At 59.6% G+C, this 17333-nt stretch carries 14 protein-coding genes and 1 tRNA gene; 8 read left to right on the top strand and 7 right to left on the bottom strand.

The annotated features are described in order from the left end of the window. Window positions 1-340: 340 nt before the first annotated feature. The 4 genes from ABHT90_RS09535 to ABHT90_RS09520 form a co-directional block, all read right to left on the bottom strand. Window positions 341-417 (bottom strand) — tRNA-Glu (locus tag ABHT90_RS09535). A 100-nt stretch (window positions 418-517) separates the two neighbouring features. Beyond that, window positions 518-2692 (bottom strand): MurT ligase domain-containing protein, encoded by a 2175-nt coding sequence (locus ABHT90_RS09530; RefSeq protein WP_346982342.1) that lies wholly within the window; start codon window positions 2690-2692, stop codon window positions 518-520. 45 nt (window positions 2693-2737) lie between these two features. After that, a complete protein-coding gene (locus ABHT90_RS09525; protein ID WP_195404638.1) occupies window positions 2738-3781 on the bottom strand; it encodes a hypothetical protein in 1044 nt (347 codons plus the stop codon). Beyond that, window positions 3781-4857, bottom strand: a complete 1077-nt coding sequence (locus tag ABHT90_RS09520; protein ID WP_346982341.1) for a tetratricopeptide repeat protein — start codon at window positions 4855-4857, stop codon at window positions 3781-3783. The genes ABHT90_RS09525 and ABHT90_RS09520 overlap by 1 nt, the downstream gene beginning before the upstream one ends. 500 nt (window positions 4858-5357) lie before the next feature. Here ABHT90_RS09520 and ABHT90_RS09515 point away from each other — a divergent pair, with 500 nt between their 5' ends. The 4 genes from ABHT90_RS09515 (at window position 5358) to ABHT90_RS09500 (ending at window position 9789) form a co-directional block, all read left to right on the top strand. Then, complete coding sequence (locus tag ABHT90_RS09515; protein WP_006234677.1) at window positions 5358-6581, top strand: iron-containing alcohol dehydrogenase; 1224 nt, start codon at window positions 5358-5360, stop codon at window positions 6579-6581. Window positions 6582-6664: 83 nt separating this feature from the next. Continuing rightward, complete coding sequence (locus ABHT90_RS09510; RefSeq protein WP_346982340.1) at window positions 6665-7765, top strand: glycerol dehydrogenase; 1101 nt, start codon at window positions 6665-6667, stop codon at window positions 7763-7765. Window positions 7766-7878: 113 nt separating this feature from the next. Further along, entirely contained in the window at window positions 7879-8385 is a 507-nt protein-coding gene (locus ABHT90_RS09505) for an iron-containing alcohol dehydrogenase (RefSeq protein WP_346982339.1), read from the top strand. 150 nt (window positions 8386-8535) lie between these two features. Then, window positions 8536-9789, top strand: a complete 1254-nt coding sequence (locus tag ABHT90_RS09500) for a 4Fe-4S binding protein (RefSeq protein WP_346982338.1) — start codon at window positions 8536-8538, stop codon at window positions 9787-9789. 131 nt (window positions 9790-9920) lie between these two features. Here ABHT90_RS09500 and ABHT90_RS09495 read toward each other — a convergent pair whose 3' ends face one another. Both ABHT90_RS09495 and ABHT90_RS09490 read right to left on the bottom strand, forming a co-directional pair. Continuing rightward, entirely contained in the window at window positions 9921-10676 is a 756-nt protein-coding gene (locus ABHT90_RS09495; RefSeq protein WP_346982337.1) for a GntR family transcriptional regulator, read from the bottom strand. A 65-nt stretch (window positions 10677-10741) separates the two neighbouring features. Further along, a complete protein-coding gene (locus ABHT90_RS09490) occupies window positions 10742-11767 on the bottom strand; it encodes a zinc-dependent alcohol dehydrogenase family protein (RefSeq protein WP_346982336.1) in 1026 nt (341 codons plus the stop codon). 332 nt (window positions 11768-12099) lie between these two features. On the opposite strand from ABHT90_RS09490, the gene ABHT90_RS09485 reads away from it, so the two are divergent. From ABHT90_RS09485 to ABHT90_RS09470, 4 genes are all read left to right on the top strand, one after another. After that, complete coding sequence (locus ABHT90_RS09485) at window positions 12100-13716, top strand: alpha-glucoside-specific PTS transporter subunit IIBC (RefSeq protein ID WP_346982335.1); 1617 nt, start codon at window positions 12100-12102, stop codon at window positions 13714-13716. 154 nt (window positions 13717-13870) lie between these two features. Continuing rightward, window positions 13871-15214, top strand: coding sequence for a 6-phospho-alpha-glucosidase (locus tag ABHT90_RS09480; RefSeq protein WP_346982334.1), 1344 nt, complete (start codon window positions 13871-13873; stop codon window positions 15212-15214). A 127-nt stretch (window positions 15215-15341) separates the two neighbouring features. Further along, window positions 15342-16418, top strand: a complete 1077-nt coding sequence (ychF, locus tag ABHT90_RS09475) for a redox-regulated ATPase YchF (protein WP_055309950.1) — start codon at window positions 15342-15344, stop codon at window positions 16416-16418. Between the two features lie 11 nt (window positions 16419-16429). Further along, window positions 16430-16813, top strand: coding sequence for a DUF1648 domain-containing protein (locus ABHT90_RS09470; RefSeq protein WP_217750997.1), 384 nt, complete (start codon window positions 16430-16432; stop codon window positions 16811-16813). A gap of 9 nt (window positions 16814-16822) precedes the next feature. Here the strand turns inward: ABHT90_RS09470 and ABHT90_RS09465 are convergent, their stop codons facing one another. Next, on the bottom strand, window positions 16823-17212 hold the full coding sequence (locus ABHT90_RS09465) for a hypothetical protein (RefSeq protein WP_346982333.1): 390 nt from the start codon (window positions 17210-17212) through the stop codon (window positions 16823-16825). Between the last annotated feature and the right edge of the window lie 121 nt (window positions 17213-17333).

The following is a 17333-nucleotide window of genomic DNA, read 5'->3' as shown; positions in this document are numbered from 1 at the left end:
CGGTGTCCCCTCCCTTTCAAGAAAGGGAAGAGGCGAGGCATGCCCCGCCTCTTACACCACATCTCTGCGCGCTACCCCTGTCGGGTTCGAACCGCGGCGTTTCGGTAGCAAAAAGCCCGCTACCGCGAGGGTAACGGGCTTCTCGTTTCAAATGGTGCCCCCAGCGGGATGTCCGCGTGCGGCTGACGCCGCCCGCTTTCGCCGCGTCGCTTCGCTCCTTGCGTGCTGCGCTGGAAAACGCTTCGCGTTTCCTCAGCTCCGCACCCTGTCGGGTTCGAATCCCGGCGCATGGGTAGCAAAAAGCCCGCTACCGCGAGGGTAACGGGCTCTTCAATTCAAATGGTGCCCCCAGCGGGATTCGAACCCGCGATATCCACCTTGAAAGGGTGGCGTCCTTGGCCGCTAGACGATGGGGACAGCGGGAAAGAGTATAGCAGACTTTTTTAGCCGTTCACATATCGTTGGCAAACTGAAAAACCACCACAAAGGTGCCTGTCCCCTTTGTGGTGGCGAGGCGTTAGGGGAGGAGCTTCATCGCGGCGTCGTGGGCGGCGTGCTCGTAGGTGTCGTCGAGGGGTTTGAGCGGCAGCAGGGCTGTGGCCTGCGCATCGCCGCGGCGCTCGAGGGCATGCGCGATCAGCCAGTCGGCGAGTTCGGGGTTTTTGGGCAGTGCCGGTCCGTGTAGGTACGTGCCGATGACGCCCTTGTAGATCAGACCCTCAAAGCCGTCGTCGCCGTTGTTGCCGGTACCCGTGACGACGGACGTTCCGAGTGGCGTGGCGTCTGCGTCGAGCAGGGTGCGGCCACCGTGATTCTCGAATCCCACAAAGGGCTCGGGAGCCAGATCGGTTTTGACGGCTACGTTGCCGATCAGGCGGTCGGAGCCGCGTACGGTTTCGGCGGCAATGACCCCCAGACCCTCGATGCGATCCTCGCCCATGTAGTACGAACGGCCGAGCAGCTGATAGCTGCCACAGATGGCGAGCAGCGAGCCGCTGTCCTCAACATAGGCCGCAACCTTGTCTTTTTGAGCGAGCAACTCGTGTGCCACGGCCAGTTGGTCGCGGTCGGAGCCGCCGCCCATCATGACGATATCGGCATCGGTGAGATCGAGCGCCTCGCCCATGCGGACCTCGTCCACGCGCACGGGAATGCCGCGCCAGGCGCAGCGGCGCTCGAGGGCGATGACATTGCCGCCGTCGCCGTAGAGGTTAAGGGCATCGGGATACAGGTAGACGATGCGCAGCGGGCGCGAAAGCTCGACTGGCGCGATGCCGACAGGAAGAGCGCTGCCGTCGGCACGGGCTACGGCGCGCCCGGCAACAGCGTCGGCGGTGGAACCTTTCAGCCCGTCGAGCTCCTTGACCAGCGGCGGGAAGGCCGTGTAGTTGGCGACGGCGTAGAAGGTGTCATCGGCGGCCTCGTCTGCCACGGCGCCAATTGCCTGCGCGACGTCCGAGATAATCGCGGCATCGATGCCGGCGTACTTGAGGCGTACCTGCATGTCGTGCGCACGCGTGCCTCCGGCAAAGGCGACAAGACCCGGTGTGTCGGCGATGCGCTCGAAGTCGACGTCGTAGATCCACGAGACATCGTGGCCGTCGGCGTCGTTGTCGTTGAGGAAGAAGGCGCAGAGCCTGCCGCCTGCCGTTTTAATGGACTGGATCTGGCGATCGAAGCCCACGGGATTTTTGGCCAGGTTTGCCTCGACGGTACGGCCGGCGATCTCCCAGCGGCCCATACGTCCGCCGTCGGGGACGTAGGCATCGAGCGTAGGCTGTAGAAACGCCGTGTCCACGCCCAACTCGCGTGCGGCAAAGAAGGCGGCGGCAACGTTATAGACCATGTACAGACCGTTGTAGCGTGTGGCGATGTGTACGGCAGCCGCGTCGGGCGCAGATCCAAAGACCAGGTCGAAGCCGTAGCCGTCGCAGCCGAGCTTCACGCCCGTCACACGGCGGACCAGTGCGGGGCGTGCCCAACCGCACGAGGGGCAATGGTATGCGCCAAGCTGGCCGTATTGCACGTAGTCATACTCCAGCGGCGCGTTGCACTGTGAGCAAAAGCGCGAGTCGCTAATACGGTCGGACTCGGTGTTGGTGGCGCCGTCGATGCCAAAGGCGATGCTTGCATTGGGAACGCGTGCGGCGATCGCGGCACACAGCGGGTCGTCTGCGTTGTAGATGAGCGTTGTTGCCGGCGAAAGCTCCAACGCATGGGCGATGACCTCCTGGGTGTGATCGATCTCGCCATAGCGATCTAGCTGGTCGCGGAACAGGTTGAGCAGCACGAAGTACGTCGGCTTGAGCTTGGGCAGAACGCGTACGGTGTAAAGCTCATCGCACTCAAAAACGCCCACGCGCTTGCCACCGGCTCGCTTGAGGCCGCTGCGCGCCTCGAGCAGTGCGCCCACCACGCCCGGCTCCATGTTGTTGCCGGCGCGGTTGCATACCACGGTGGCGCCGCTGGCGGCAACGGCGTCGGCGATGAGGTTGGAGGTGGTGGTCTTGCCGTTGGTGCCGGTGATCACCACGCTGCGGTCGACAAGGGCAGCGAGGTCGCTCAGCAACTCGGGGTCGATCTTCATGGCGATGCGGCCGGGAAGCACGCCACCCTGGCGCTTAAGGACGGAGCGCAGCCCCCAGCGAGCGATATCGCTCGAGGTGCAGGCAAGAGATGAGCGGAGGTTCATGAAACCGTTCCTAACGTAAACGACATGGTCGGGTCGAGTGCGTCACTAAAAACCGTAGCGGCGCGCAAATTCCTGGGCAAGCTGCGACACGTCTTCGCAGGCATTGGCCCAGGGGGCAAAGTCGGGAGTGTCCGAGATAATACCGTCCGCTTCCCAAACGGCCTGGTGCGAAAGATCCCAGGGATCGTGTGGCTCGGGCCGGCAGGGAAGGTACGGTGTCTGGTACATGGGGTTCAGTAAGAAGAACGCACCGCCCTCGCAACGGTTGGCAAACTCACGCAGCGCGCGTGTCGCCGGGCGCATCTTGTTTGTTTTGAACAGCAGAATCGTGCGGGCGAGCAGATACCAAGGAGAGTTCTCGAGCGCGTCAGCCCCGATCTCTTCCTCGAGCTGGTGGGCCAGGGCAAAAAAGCCGTCCTGGTCTTCCAGACGAGCGAGGGCGAGCAACACGGTGCCTGCGGCTCGGGTGGGGTAGCCTTCCGCCTTAAGAACACGGCGGGCGTAGTTGGCGGCAGCACGGTAGCGAGCGCTCGCCATGCACAGCTGCGAGATGGCCTCGAGTGTGTGAAGCCACCCGATAAGAGCCGGCTCGCTCACGGTGAGCTCTGCCGCCGTCACACCGTCCGTCAAAACCTTATTGGCCCAGTAGTGCGGGGCTTCCATGTCGAACCCGGGCACGCTTTGCTGCAGGTAATCGGTTGTGGTCGCCTCGAGCTTCATCAGGTCGCCCAGGCAGGCGTCAACGGGCGTGTCAGCCAGGATGATGGCGAGCAGCTGGGCATCGAGGACATACGCATCGACGCGGACAATCTTGAGCAGCTCATCGCGCATGTCGTCGAACAGACGATTGCGCGTCTGCTCGAATTCCTCGTCGCTGCCCATATCTTCGATGCGATGGAGCTCGTCGAGCAGGTGGCGATGAACACCGGCATAGGACAGCAGCGCCTGGGCATGCTCGGACTGCGCGTACTTTTGGGGATTCGCGCTAATGTCGTTATGGACAAGCTCGCGTGCTGCATCGGTGAGCTCGGGGTGCGACGCAACGTAGGCGCGCTCCAGGTAGGCGGGGATGTAGACGCTCGGATCCATTAGAGGTCTCCTCCCTTAAACGGCAAACCCTGCTCGGCCGCCCGCAGTATGCGCTCATCGATTTGGGAACGCACGATATCGTTGGTGGCGACCCAGGCGGCAAAGCTGGCGTTGTCGGGGGCGCCCAGGCCCTCCTGCAGTACCGGCGTCGCCTCGGATAGCGCAAGGACAAGCTCGTCGGTGGAGCCCGCACCCACGTTGACGCGGGCATAGACGCCATCGGGAAACTCGGTTTGGAAGTAGAGCGCCTCGGCCGCGTGCGGACACGAGCGTGCAAGGATACGCAGGTAGTGCTCGGCGCCCTCGTAGTCCAGCTCGCGCCAGGCTGCGCTCATCAGTGCGATGAGCGTCCACGGGTCCAAGTCGCGCTCCGCATCTTTGGGGCGGCGGCGCAGCGGGGTATTCGCGAGGTACGGCACGGAGTGGGCAGAGCGAAAGCGCTTGAGCTCCTCGGCGGGGTATTCGAGCTTTGCCATGGCGAGCATTGCGGTGTGGCGGACGCCGGCAGGATCGTTGGGGGCAAAGTCGAGGCTGCGGTTTGCGGCTTCGAGCGACATGCGGTAGCGGCCGCTAATGAGCGCGCGCGATGCCAAGGCGGCAAGCCAGCGCAGGTAGGGGCGGCGCATAAGGTCGCCAGCGGCCTCGCGCTCGTAGGGGTCCTGCGCCGAGGCGATCTTGAGCGCCAGATCGTGCTCCACCTCGTCGCACTTGGACACCAGATACTGCACGTATTCCTCGTTGGAGCTGGCGGTGAGGGCGGTCAGCATGCGCTGAGCGTCCCAGTTGGCCGGATCGAGCGCGGCTGCCTCGCGGAGCATGTTCTCGGCAGCTGCTTCTTCTTGCTCGGCCTGGGTATCGTCAGGGATAAAGGGAATGCGGTAGTCGACGGCCTCGACTACCTTGGCAATCAGATGCCCGGCGCGGTCGCGGTCGTGCACGATGAGCGGTGCGGGGTTGCGGGTGAATTGCTCCATCAGACGCTCTACGGCGGCACCGTCGGTGAGCGGGATATTGTCGCGGCGCAAGGCCTCAAGAACGAGGCGATGGCAATCCTCTTGAATGGGATCGAATGACATGGGGCCTCCTTTGCTGCGGTTAGGGTTCAGATGTTTCTATATAAAGTTCTAGTTTACCCGCATGTGGCACACCGGGGGTGCCGCACTTGGACTTGCACCTTTGCACCACGAAGTCGGATGTCGCACAAATGTCGGCACCATGGACGGCCGAGTGGTATCACGGTGCCGCAAACGGTCGATTTTTGGCGGCGAACGGTGCATATTTTGGAGGGGCACAGTCCTGCTCGGGATATGTAGTCAACCTTGATAAAACGTTTGCCCAGCTTGGGAGTATGAATGCCGCACAAGGGTCTTCAGGGATAGAAAAAACGTTTCATCATTGGCGGCTTTAGGTGAATAACTGACCAACCAGAACGGTAAAATAGTGTTTGTCTGAGCGTTGAGACGTTTAGACATCGCGCATTGTCATCGCCGGCAACGCGCAAACCGGTCCTAACGGAGCCAATTGGGTGCTCCGTTATATACGCAAGTCTAAGAGGGGCTTGTTTAGGAGGCACAGTATGGGACGTTTTACCAATCCTCGCGATCTGTACTTTGGTGAGGGCGCTCGCCACGAGGTGAAGAACCTCAAGGGCAAGAAGGCCATCATCGTTTCTGGCGGCAGCTCTATGCGCCGCGGCGGGTTCCTGCAGGACGTCGAGAACGACCTTAAGGAAGGCGGCTTCGAGGTCAAGCTGTTCGAGGGCGTCGAGTCCGACCCGTCCATCGAGACGGTCATGAAGGGCGCCGAGGCCATGCGCGAGTTCGAGCCCGACTGGATTATCGCCATCGGCGGCGGCTCGCCCATCGATGCCGCTAAGGCCATGTGGGTCTTCTACGAGTATCCCGAGGAGTCCTTCGACAACATCATCCAGCCGTTCAGCTTCCCTGAGCTGCGTCAGAAGGCTCATTTCTGCGCCATCTCCTCTACCTCCGGCACCGCTACCGAGGTCACCGCGTTCTCCGTCATTACCGACTACGCCAAGGGCATCAAGTACCCGCTGGCCGACTTCAACATCACCCCTGATGTCGCCATCGTCGACCCCGAGCTCACCTACACCATGCCCGCCAAGCTGTGCGCTCACACCGGCATGGACGCTCTGACCCACTGCATGGAGGCCTACGTTTCCACCTGCGCCTCTATGTTCACCGACGCCAACGCTCTGCACGGCATCCGCGAGATCGTCGAGTGGCTGCCCAAGTCCTATGCTGGCGACCATGAGGCCCGTCAGCACATGCACGAGGCTCAGTGCATCGCCGGTATCGCCTTCTCCTCGGGCCTGCTCGGCATCGTTCACTCCATGGCTCACAAGACCGGTGCTGCCTTCGAGAACGGCCACATCATCCACGGTGCTGCTAACGCCATGTACCTGGGCAAGGTCATCCAGTGGAACTCCAAGGACCCGCGTGCTGCCGAGCGTTACGCTTACGTGGCCAAGGAGATTCTGCACCTTCCCGGCGAGACCAACGAGGAGCTCATCGCTGCGCTCGTCCAGAAGATCCGCGACCTCAACGACCAGCTCAACATTCCGCAGTCCATCAAGGATTACGCAAATGGTGGCGTGAAGGTCGACGCCGAGAACCCGCAGATGGTCTCCGAGGAGGAGTTCCTCGCCAAGCTGCCCGAGATCGCCGCGAACGCCGAGCAGGACGCCTGCACGCCCGAGAACCCGCGTGAGACCAAGGCTGCCGACTTCGAGAAGATCCTCAAGGCCTGCTACTACGACACCGACATCGATTTCTAATCGACTCTTGTTATCGTAACGAGGGGCTCCGCACGTATCCGTACGGAGCCCCTTTCTTTTTTCTTTTAGAGAATGGGATAAAAATGGCTGCAATCTTCAATAGCCCCAGTAAGTATATCCAGGGTCCGGATGAGCTGGCCAAGCTCGGCTCCTATGTCGAGCCGCTCGGCGCTAAGGCCCTCGTCATCGTGACGCCTTCGGGCAAGAAGCGCGTCGGTGCCAAGATCGAGGGCGGCTTTGCCGAGGCTAAGGCTGAGCTGTTGTTTGAGGACTTTAACGGCGAGTGCTCCAAGGGCGAGGTCGATCGTCTGGTTGCGCTCGCTCGCGACAGCGGCTGCGACATCATCGTCGGCGTCGGTGGCGGCAAGATCCTCGATACCGCTAAGGCTGTCGCCTACTACTTGGGGTCTCCGGTTATCATTTGCCCCACCATCGCCTCGACCGATGCACCGTGCTCGGCACTTTCGGTGCTCTACACCGACGACGGCCAGTTCGATAAATATCTCTTCCTTAAGGCAAACCCCAACATTGTCCTGATGGATACGACGGTTATCGCGGCGAGCCCGGTGCGCCTGACGGTTTCCGGTATGGGCGATGCGCTCGCAACCTACTTTGAGGCCCGGGCGACGCATGATGCCGACGGTGGCACTTGCGCCGGCGGCAAGGGCGGAATGGCCGGCCTGGCGCTCGCCAAGCTCTGCTATGAGACGCTTATGGCCGATGGCGTCAAGGCCAAGGTCGCGCTGGAGAAGGGTGCGCTCACGCCTGCCGTCGAGCATATCATCGAGGCCAATACGCTGCTTTCGGGCATTGGCTTTGAGAGCTCGGGCCTTGCTGCTGCTCATGCCATCCACAATGGCCTGACGATGCTGCCCGAGTGCCACGGCATGTATCACGGCGAGAAGGTCGCCTTTGGCACCATCGTCCAGCTGGTACTCGAGGATGCCCCGACTGAGAAGCTCGAGGAAGTCTTGGGCTTCTGCATTGAGCTGGGCCTGCCGGTCACGATGAAGGAACTTGGCGTTGCTGAGCTTACGCGCGAGCAGGCCATGATTGTTGCCGAGGCCGCGTGCGCGCCTGAGGACACCATGTGCAACATGCCGTTTGAGGTGACGCCTGAGATGGTCGCCAACGCCATCCTGGGTGCCGACGCACTGGGTCACTACTACCTTATGGATGAGTAAACTAAGGTAAGGAAGGGGCAAAGCCGACAGATGGCTTTGCCCCTTTTTGCTATGGTGCAAAGGGGTCAGGTTACTTTGCACCAATTGTTGTTGATGAAAGGGCGGATTCTCGTATGGCGCTTCCCATGGTTTATGGTGGTCCCGGCCGGTATGTTCAGGGGCCGGGCGAACTTTCGCGTCAGGGCAGGTATTTGTCATGGTTGGGCTGCGCTGCCTATGTCTTGTTTGACCAGGGCACCGAGGATCGGCTGTGCAAGCAGATCGTCGATGGATTTCTGGACGAAGATCTAAGCGAGCCGTTCTTTAAGATTTATGATGGTCCGTGTACGGAAGAGGCCGTTGTCGAAATGGCTAAGGAAGCCCAGGCCGAGTATTGCGACATGGTAGTGGGTATTGGCGGCGGCAAAATGCTCGATATCGCCAAGGCCGTTGCGTTTTATGCCGAGTTGCCGTTGTGCGTATGCCCCACGGCGGCGTCGATGGACGGTCCGTGCAGCGTGATTTCCGATGGCGACCTGCAGGGTGTTGCAAATGCGGTCTTTAGAAACGAGCGCAATATGGCTAACGAACAGGCCAAGGTGACCAAACAAAAGCTCGTGCAGCTCATGTGCGAGGCATAGCTTGGCGCCTGATTGACCTTGTGCAATCGAGGCGGCGATAGGCATAGGCTATTTGCCGCAAAGATGCTCCGCGTGTAATTTGCCCGAGGCGTGGGCCGATAGCGTATCATTATCTCTTGCTTGTTTGCACTGCTCAGGGAGGGGCCGCGCATGGCGCAGGAACACGATCTGTTTGATGACATTATCGAGATCAGCAAGGGTTTCGACTTTCTTAAAAACCCGCTTGGCGGTGTGACCGATGCACTCGATCCGTCGGCGCCGCAGTGGAATCCTGCCGACTACAAGGAGCGTCCGCGCGGCAACACCATTCCGTGCCTGACCTGCAAAAACGAAAAGAGCGGCTGCACCGCGTGCATGGACGTATGCCCGGTCAACGCTATCGAGGTCGAGGAAGACGCCATCGAGATCCTCGACTCCTGTCGCAAGTGCGGCCTGTGCGCCGCTGCCTGTCCGACCGAGGCAATCATCTCGCCGCGCTTGGCGCCCAAAAACCTGTATGACGATATCGTCTCTGCTGCTACGAGCCACGAGACCGCCTACGTCACCTGCACGCGCGCCCTTAAGCGCATGCCGCGTGAGAACGAGGTCGTCGTCGCCTGCGTGGGCGATATTACGGCCGAGACCTGGTTCTCGGTGCTGGCCGACTATCCCAACGTGAGCGTCTACCTGCCGTTGGGCGTGTGCGATAAGTGCCGCAACACCGGCGGCGAGGACATCCTAGGCGAGGCGATTGCGAAGGCCGAGGAGTGGTCCGGCACGGGTATGGGCTTGGAGGTCGACCCCAAGAGCCTCAAGTGCCATAAGCGCCGCGAGTACGAGCGCAAGGAGTACATGGATAAGATTGCCCGTACCACGGGTCTAACCGTGACCAAGCTCAATCCAGCGACGGCAGCGCTGGCCTCGGTGACGCAAAAGCTCAAGGCCCATCGCCATCAGATTACCCAGCTGGAGCGCACGCTCAACACCATGTGCGGCACCACGACTACTAAGCGTCGCCGTTCGCTCACGCACGGGCGGCAGCTGGTGCTCTCGACGCTGCAAAACCACCCCGAGCTTGCCCAGAACATGCAGGTGAGCACGCCGGAGTGCGATTTTGACAAGTGCACGTCGTGCGGCGAGTGCGTCAATGTATGCCCCACGTTCGCCTGCGATTTGGTGGGAAGCGGCCGCTTTGCGTTGGAGTCCACGTATTGCTTGGGCTGCGGTGCCTGCGTCAAGGTGTGTCCCGAGCATGCGCTCAAGTTGGTTGAACACGATGCATCCAACCTGATCGTCGTCGATCCCGAGGCCGAGGAGAAGGCCGCCCAGAAGGCGAAGGCTCACGAAGAAGCTGAGAAGGTCAAGGCTGAGGCAAAGGCCAAACTCGGCAAGATGCTCGACCAGGTGGAAAAGCTCGCGGACTAGTTAAAAGAGCGTAAATGATGGCCGGTGGGACAGGTACTGCCCCACCGGCCAAAAAAGTTGCGGTGGAATAGTTCCTGTTTTGCCCTTAAGCTGGCCATTCTAGGAACTATTCCACCGCAACTAATAGATGGTTAGTTCATGCTGCTTTGGCGGCCGGTTCGACCGGTACCGTTGCGCGTCACGGTTTCATGGAGCAAAAAGAACCCGGGGACCTGTTTGGTCTCGGTGTATTCCATAAGGATGCCGTCGGCGTTGTAGGTCTGCCCGCGTATAACGGCAAGTGCGTTAAAGTCGTCGAGATCGAGCACGCGCGTATCCTCGGGCGTGGGATGCTCAATCGTTACGTCGCGTTTGCCCGTGGCAATCTTAATGTCAAGATCTTCTTCGAGGTAACGATAGATCGAGTCGTTGACAATCTCGGGTGTCAGCCCCGGTACCTGTGAGCTTAGGTAATAGGAGTCGTCGGAGCACACGGCATGTCCGTCTGCATAACGGATGCGTTTGGCGCGCGTAAGCTCGCAGCCTTCGGGAAACCCGGTAATCCTGGAGAGTGCCTTGCTACAGACGAGGAGCTCAAAGACGGTGGTGACAGTCTTGAGCTCAAAGCCCCGGCTGGTCGCGATTTCCTTAAAGGTCTCGAGTCCGCCGCCGCCACGACTCTTCTCGTCACTGATGTTGCGAATGACGCGCATGCCTTTGCCTTGCTGGGGGAGCACGTAACCATCTGCCGCAAGCATCGAGATGGCGCGACGGACTGTCATGCGCGAACAGTCAAACAGCTGCGTGAGCTCAGTCTCCGAAGGCAGATAACTCTGATAGGCGTATGTGCCGTCGTCAATCGACTGCTTCACGTTGTCATAAATAGTTTGGAAGATGGCTCGCGCCATGACGGTCTCCTAGAGCTGGGTGCGTGAACGACGGATGAGGGCCGTCCGCGCAGGTGTCAATCGATTTACTTGCCGGGGTCGATTATATATTTGCCCATGGCACGCAGGGCCGGGTCTGACAGGATGGCGCCGAGTTCGTCGAGGGAGGCTACCTTTGCGACCATCGAGGATACGTCGAGCCTGCCAGAGTCGATGAGCTCGAGCGCACGACGCTGCGTATAAGGGTTAATGTAGGACGAGGTAAGCACAAGCTCCTTCTGGAAGACCTCGAAGGGCTTGACGGTGATTGTCTCATCGGGCTTGGTGAGGCCGAACATCATGACCGTAGCCTTGTGGCCGGCGATCTGGATGGCCTGCTCGATGGTGACGGGCTTGCCAACACACTCGATAACGACATCGACGTTGCCGACGCCCTCCTGCTTCAGGCGGGCCGGGACGTCCTCGTGGATGGAATCAATTGCCAGGTCGGCGCCGAGTTTGAGCGCAACCTCGCGCTTGCCTTCGACGGGCTCGAGCAAGACAACCTTGGTGGCGCCGGCGTTTTTGGCGAGCTGCATCATGAGCAGACCGATCATGCCACCGCCGATAACGACAACTGTGCTGCCGGGCTTGATGTTGCACATATCGATGCCGTGCAGACAGCAGGCGACGGGCTCGGTCATGGCGCCCTGCTCGAAGCTGGTGCGATCGCCCAACTTGTAGACTTGCTGCATATCGACGGAGCAGTACTCGGCAAAGCCGCCGTTAACGGTGGTGCCGTAACCGGTCATATGCTCGCAGTAGTGGTTGATTCCGTCGCGGCAGGGTTCGCAGCAGCCGCAGGGATGGTTTGGGTCGATGCACACGCGATCGCCCGGTTTAAAGCCAACGACGTCGCTGCCCACGGCCTCGACAACGCCCGCAAACTCATGACCAAGGATCGTGGGCGGGGTAACGTCGGCTGCACCCTTGTCGCCTTCATAGATATGAACGTCGGTACCGCAGACGCCGCAAGCTTTGACGTTGATCAGAACGTCGCGCCTGCCCACGGCCGGCTTTGCCGATTCCTCGACTCTGAGGTCGTGCTTTCCATAGAAGACCGCGCTTTTCATGGTGACTCCTTAACGTGGCGGTGAATGTTGTAATGAAGTATAGGCATGTCTATAGATATAGACAAGCACATCTAGACAAGTAGAAAAGAAAAATGAAATGCAGCCATCAGCTATGTCAGATTTAACAGGCGAAATACTGGACATATACCGTTTACGGCCAATAATCAACCGTTTACCGACCGTAGTATTTATGCTAACTTGTCTAGATAAGTGATATGATAAAAATAGAATCGCAAGAAGTCAGGGAAGCGGGCCCACCCGTCCTATTGCACGAGGTACACGCAAACGGCGCGTCTGCGGTCTCGAGTGAAGCCAAAACCGCAGCGCTCCGAATGAAGAGAGGGGGATTCCCCGTCATGATGCAAAAGATACAACGTTTCGGCGGTGCAATGTACACGCCTGCAATTCTTTTCGCATTTTCCGGAATCGTCGTCGGCCTGGGTACGTTGTTTACCACCGAGGCGATCTTTGGCGAGATGGCCACAGCGGGTCATCTTTGGTTTGATTGCTGGAATGTGCTGCTCCAGGGTGGTTGGACGCTCTTTAACCAGATGCCGTTGCTGTTTTGCGTAGCGTTGCCAATCTCGCTCGCGAACAAGCAGAACGCTCGCTGCTGCATGGAGGCTTTGGCCATCTACCTTACCTTCAACTACTTTGTAAGCACAATCTTGGGGCAGTGGGGCCCTGTCTTTGGGGTCGACTACTCTGTCGAGGCGGGCAGCGGTACTGGTCTTGCCACTATCGCAAGCATCAAAACGCTTGATATGGGCATCATGGGCGCGCTTATCATTTCAGGTATCGCCACGATGCTTCACAACAAGTACTTCGACACCGAACTTCCTGAGTGGTTGGGCGTGTTCTCGGGCTCCGTGTTCATCTATATGATCGGTTTCTTCGTTATGGTTCCGGTCGCTCTTATCGCCTGCCTGGTGTGGCCGCATGTTCAGGCTGCTATCTCCGCCTTCCAGGGATTCATCCTTTCCGCCGGTACGTTCGGCGTGGGCGTCTTTGCTTTCTTCGAGCGCGTGCTGATCCCTACAGGCCTGCACCACTTTATCTATACGCCGTTCTATTACGACAACGCGGCGGTCAACGGTGGCATCTTTGCTGCTTGGGCCAACATCCTGCCCCAACTGGCTGCCGATCCGAGCATTGCTCTTAAGGATGCCGCACCCTGGGCTGCCTATACCTGCCCTGGTTGGACTAAGGTCTTCGGCTCGCTCGGCGTCGCCATTGCGTTTTATATGACCGCCAAACCCGAGCGCAAGCAGCGCGTCAAGGCTCTGCTCATTCCCGTCACCCTTACCGCTATGCTTTGCGGTATTACCGAGCCGCTTGACTTCACCTTCCTGTTCATTGCGCCCGGCCTGTTCGTCGTCCACTGCGTGCTCGGAGCGCTCGGCTGCATGGCTCAAAACCTCCTTGGCGTCGTGGGCATCTTCGACGGCGGAATCATCTCGATGCTCTCGTGGGACTGGCTGCCCCTTTGGGCCGCACACGGTCTGCAGTACGCCATCTCCATCCTTGTCGGTCTGTGCTTTACCGCTCTTTGGGTCGTGGTCTTCCGTTTCTTGATCATCAAGTTCGACTTTAAGACCCCCGGTCGCGAGGATGACGATGTTGAGGTCGAGCTCAAGTCCAAGGCCGACTACAAGCAAAAGCAGAGCGGTGCTGCTGCTAGCAAATCGGTCGCCCAGAGTAAGGATGACGAGCGCTTGGTGCTTGCCGAGAACATCCTCGATCTACTCGGTGGCACGGACAACGTCATCGATGTAACTAACTGCGCTACCCGTCTGCGCGTTAACGTCAAGGACAAGGGCGCCGTTGCACCCGAGGCTTCCTTCAAGGCAATCGGTACGCATGGCTTGGTGGTCCAAGGCCAGTCAATCCAGGTCATCATCGGCCTTACCGTCCCGCAGGTTCGCGAGAAGTTCGAGAGTCTTCTGTAAACCATCGTCCATCGAAACAATCGGCCTTGCAGAGCCGGTATGCACCGCAAGGCCGATTCTAGAGATAAAAACTCCACTTCTAGGTAACAATTCCAAACCGTGCAGGCCGCGTACGGGGATGGATTGAGCAAGCGGCCAGAATGAGGAGGACATCATGTCCAAGAAAAACTATGCCGTGACCATTGCCGGCGGTGGCTCTACCTTCACCCCGGGCATCGCTCTGATGCTGCTTGAGGAGCGCGACCGCTTCCCGGTCAACAAGGTGACCTTCTACGACAACAACGCCGAGCGCCAGGAGACCGTGGCCAAGGCCTGCGAGATCTACTTCCACGAGAACGCCCCCGAGGTTGAGTTTAGCTACACCACCGACCCCGAGACCGCATTCTCCGGGACCGACTTCGTCCTTGCTCACATCCGCGTCGGCCTGTACGCCATGCGTGAACTCGACGAGAAGATTCCTCTCAAGTACGGCTGCGTTGGCCAAGAGACCTGCGGTGCCGGCGGTATCGCCTACGGCATGCGCTCCATCGGCGGCGTTATCGAGATCCTCGACTACATGGAGAAGTACAGCCCCAACGCCTGGATGCTCAACTACTCCAACCCCGCGGCCATCGTCGCCGAGGCTTGCCGCGTGCTGCGCCCCAACAGCCGCATCATCAACATCTGCGACATGCCGATCGACCTCATGGATAAGATGAGCCGTATGTGCGGCATCAAGGATCGTCGCGAGCTGCAGTATAGCTACTACGGCCTCAACCACTTTGGTTGGTGGAGCAAGATCTACGACAAGGACGGCAACGACCTCATGCCGCAGATTAAGGAGCACATGGCTAAGAACGGCTACCTGGACGGCATCGAGCACGAGGCCGGCAAGGAGCAGCATGTCGAGGAGAGCTGGATTCACACCTTCGGCAAGGCCAAGGATGTCTATGCTGTCGATCCCGAGACGATTCCCAATACCTACCTCAAGTATTACCTGTACCCGGACTATGTCGTCGAGACGTCTGACCCCAACTACACTCGCGCCAATGAGGTTATGGACGGCCGCGAGAAGAAGGTCTTTGGCGCTTGCCGCGACATCATCGCCAAGGGTACTGCCAAGGACGGCGGCTTTGAGCCAGATGTACATGCCAACTACATCGTCGACCTTGCCTGCGCACTGGCCGAGAACACGCTCGAGCGCTTCCTGCTGATCGTCCCCAACGATGGCGCTGTGCCCAACTTCGACCCGACGGCCATGGTCGAGGTGCCTTGCATCGTCGGCTCCAACGGCTTTGAGAAGATCTGCCAGGGCCCGATTCCGCAGTTCCAGAAGGGTCTCATGGAGCAGCAGGTTTCCGTCGAGAAGCTCGTTGTCCAGGCTTGGGTCGAGGGCAGCTACCAGAAGCTCTGGCAGGCACTCACGCTCTCCAAGACCATTCCTTCGGCGAGCGTTGCCAAGCAGATTCTGGACGAGCTCATCGAGGCCAACAAGGATTTCTGGCCCGAGCTTAAGTAAGGACTGCAGTCTCGAACTCTCACTCATCTCTGCTTCATTTGCGCCGCCGTGGCGTCCGGGTTCGCCCAGATGCTGCGGCGGCGCTATACTTATGCAGTTTGAAGTACCTGTACCAAAAGGAGCTGTCGTGTCCCTTTCCATCGGTATCGTGGGCCTGCCCAACGTGGGCAAGTCGACGCTGTTCACCGCGCTTACCAAAAAGACCGGCCTTGCCGCCAACTACCCGTTTGCCACGATCGACCCCAACGTGGGTATCGTCGACGTGCCCGATAGCCGCTTGCAAAAGCTCGCCGACATCGTTAACCCGGGTCGCATTGTGCCGGCGACGGTCGAGTTTGTCGACATCGCGGGCCTGGTGAAGGGTGCCAACGAGGGCGAGGGCCTGGGCAACCAGTTCTTGGCAAACATCCGCGAGACCGATGCCATCTGCGAGGTCGTGCGCTACTTTAAGGACCCCAACGTTATGCGCGAGGTGGGCCGCACGGGCGAGTTCGTCGACCCCGCCGGCGATGCCGACACCATCATGACCGAGCTCATCCTGGCCGACATGGGCACGCTCGAGAAGCAGCTGCCCAAGCTCGAGAAGGAAGCCAAGCGCGACAAGGAGCTCATGCCCAAGTTCGAGGTCGCCAAGCGCCTGCTTGCCTGGCTCAACGAGGGCAAGCGCGCTGCATCCATGGAGATGACCGACGAGGAGCGTGCCGCCGCCAAGGGCTTGTTCCTGCTCACCATGAAGCCCATCCTATATGTGGCCAACGTAGACGAGGACATGCTCAACGAGGACCTGGCGCCCATTGATGGCGTCAAGCCGCTGCCGATCTGCGCCAAGATCGAGGCCGAGCTTTCCGAGCTCGATCCCGAGGATGCCGCCGACTACCTGGAGAGCCTGGGCCTGGAGCAGCCCGGTCTGGACGTGCTCGCTCAGGCTGCCTACAAGCTGCTCGGTCTGCAGTCGTTCTTTACGGCCGGCGAGATGGAGGTCAAGGCCTGGACGGTGCGTCAGGGCGCGACCGCCCCTCAGGCCGCCGGTGTCATCCACACCGACTTTGAGCGTGGCTTTATTAAGGCCGAGGTCATTGGCTACGACGACTACATCGAGCTCGGTGGCGAGCAGGGCGCCAAGGCCGCCGGCAAGCTGCGTATCGAGGGCAAGGACTATGTCATGGCCGATGGCGATGTCGTGCACTTCCGCTTTAACGTGTAAGGACGACGCATATGTTTAAATATGGCAAAAAAGCTGGCTACATGGGTATTGCGCTGCTCGTACTTGCGGTGATTCCGCTGGTGGTTGCAGCGTGTGTTATCCCCAACATTGGTTCCGAGGTGGCAACAAAGTTTAATGCCGCCGGCGAGGCGACGCGCTGGGGCAAGAGCTACGAGTTGCTGGCGTTGCCGGTGCTCAACTTGCTGCTGAGCGTGGCGACGTACTTTACGGCGGGACGCCAGGCAAAGAACAATGATGACTCCGCCGCCATGGCGCGCATCGTGTGCGAGCGCTACCTGCGCAACGGTTGCATCACGGGTGTTTTCCTCAACGTGATCAACGTCTACTTTATGTATTCGGCGATTACCGGTATGGGCTTTGGCCTGGGCTTTTAGCTTGCGCCTTTAGGCAACGAGCCTGCAAGCATATTCGATGGCTGCTGCGAGGCCGCCGCTCGATCGTGGTTGAAAGACTACATCGGCGGCGGCCTCGTTTTCGTATCCAGCACCGCGAAGGCAGAGCGCGATACCGGCTTCTAAAAGGAGCGGCAGGCCGCGTTGGCTGGTTGCGATTACGGCAGCCTGATTGAGCGAGCAGCTGTGCGCTTGGCATTGGATGGCAAGTTCACCTTGCGCCGGGCAAGGGGCCAGAACGGCGGCGACGCGACTTGATAGCAATGCAAATGCTGTGCGCTCATCGGGCGAAAGGCATTCAGCTTCAACGACGACGAGCTTGGGCGGCGCGCTGTTTGTGCGAAGCGTGACTCGGTACATGCGGACCGAAGAACCCGACATAGAAAACTCCTGTGTATTCGGCAAAACGTAAACTATAGTTTACGTTTGGCTCTGTTAGACCAGAATTGACATTCTGCCTCAATCATCTTTTTGAAATTGCAAAGCTATCGACCCCTTGCCG

The sequence above is a fragment of the Collinsella aerofaciens genome (genome assembly GCF_039758815.1).
In the GTDB taxonomy this organism is placed as follows: Bacteria; Actinomycetota; Coriobacteriia; order Coriobacteriales; family Coriobacteriaceae; genus Collinsella; species Collinsella aerofaciens_BP.
This window is presented reverse-complemented; position numbering and strand designations above follow the sequence as displayed.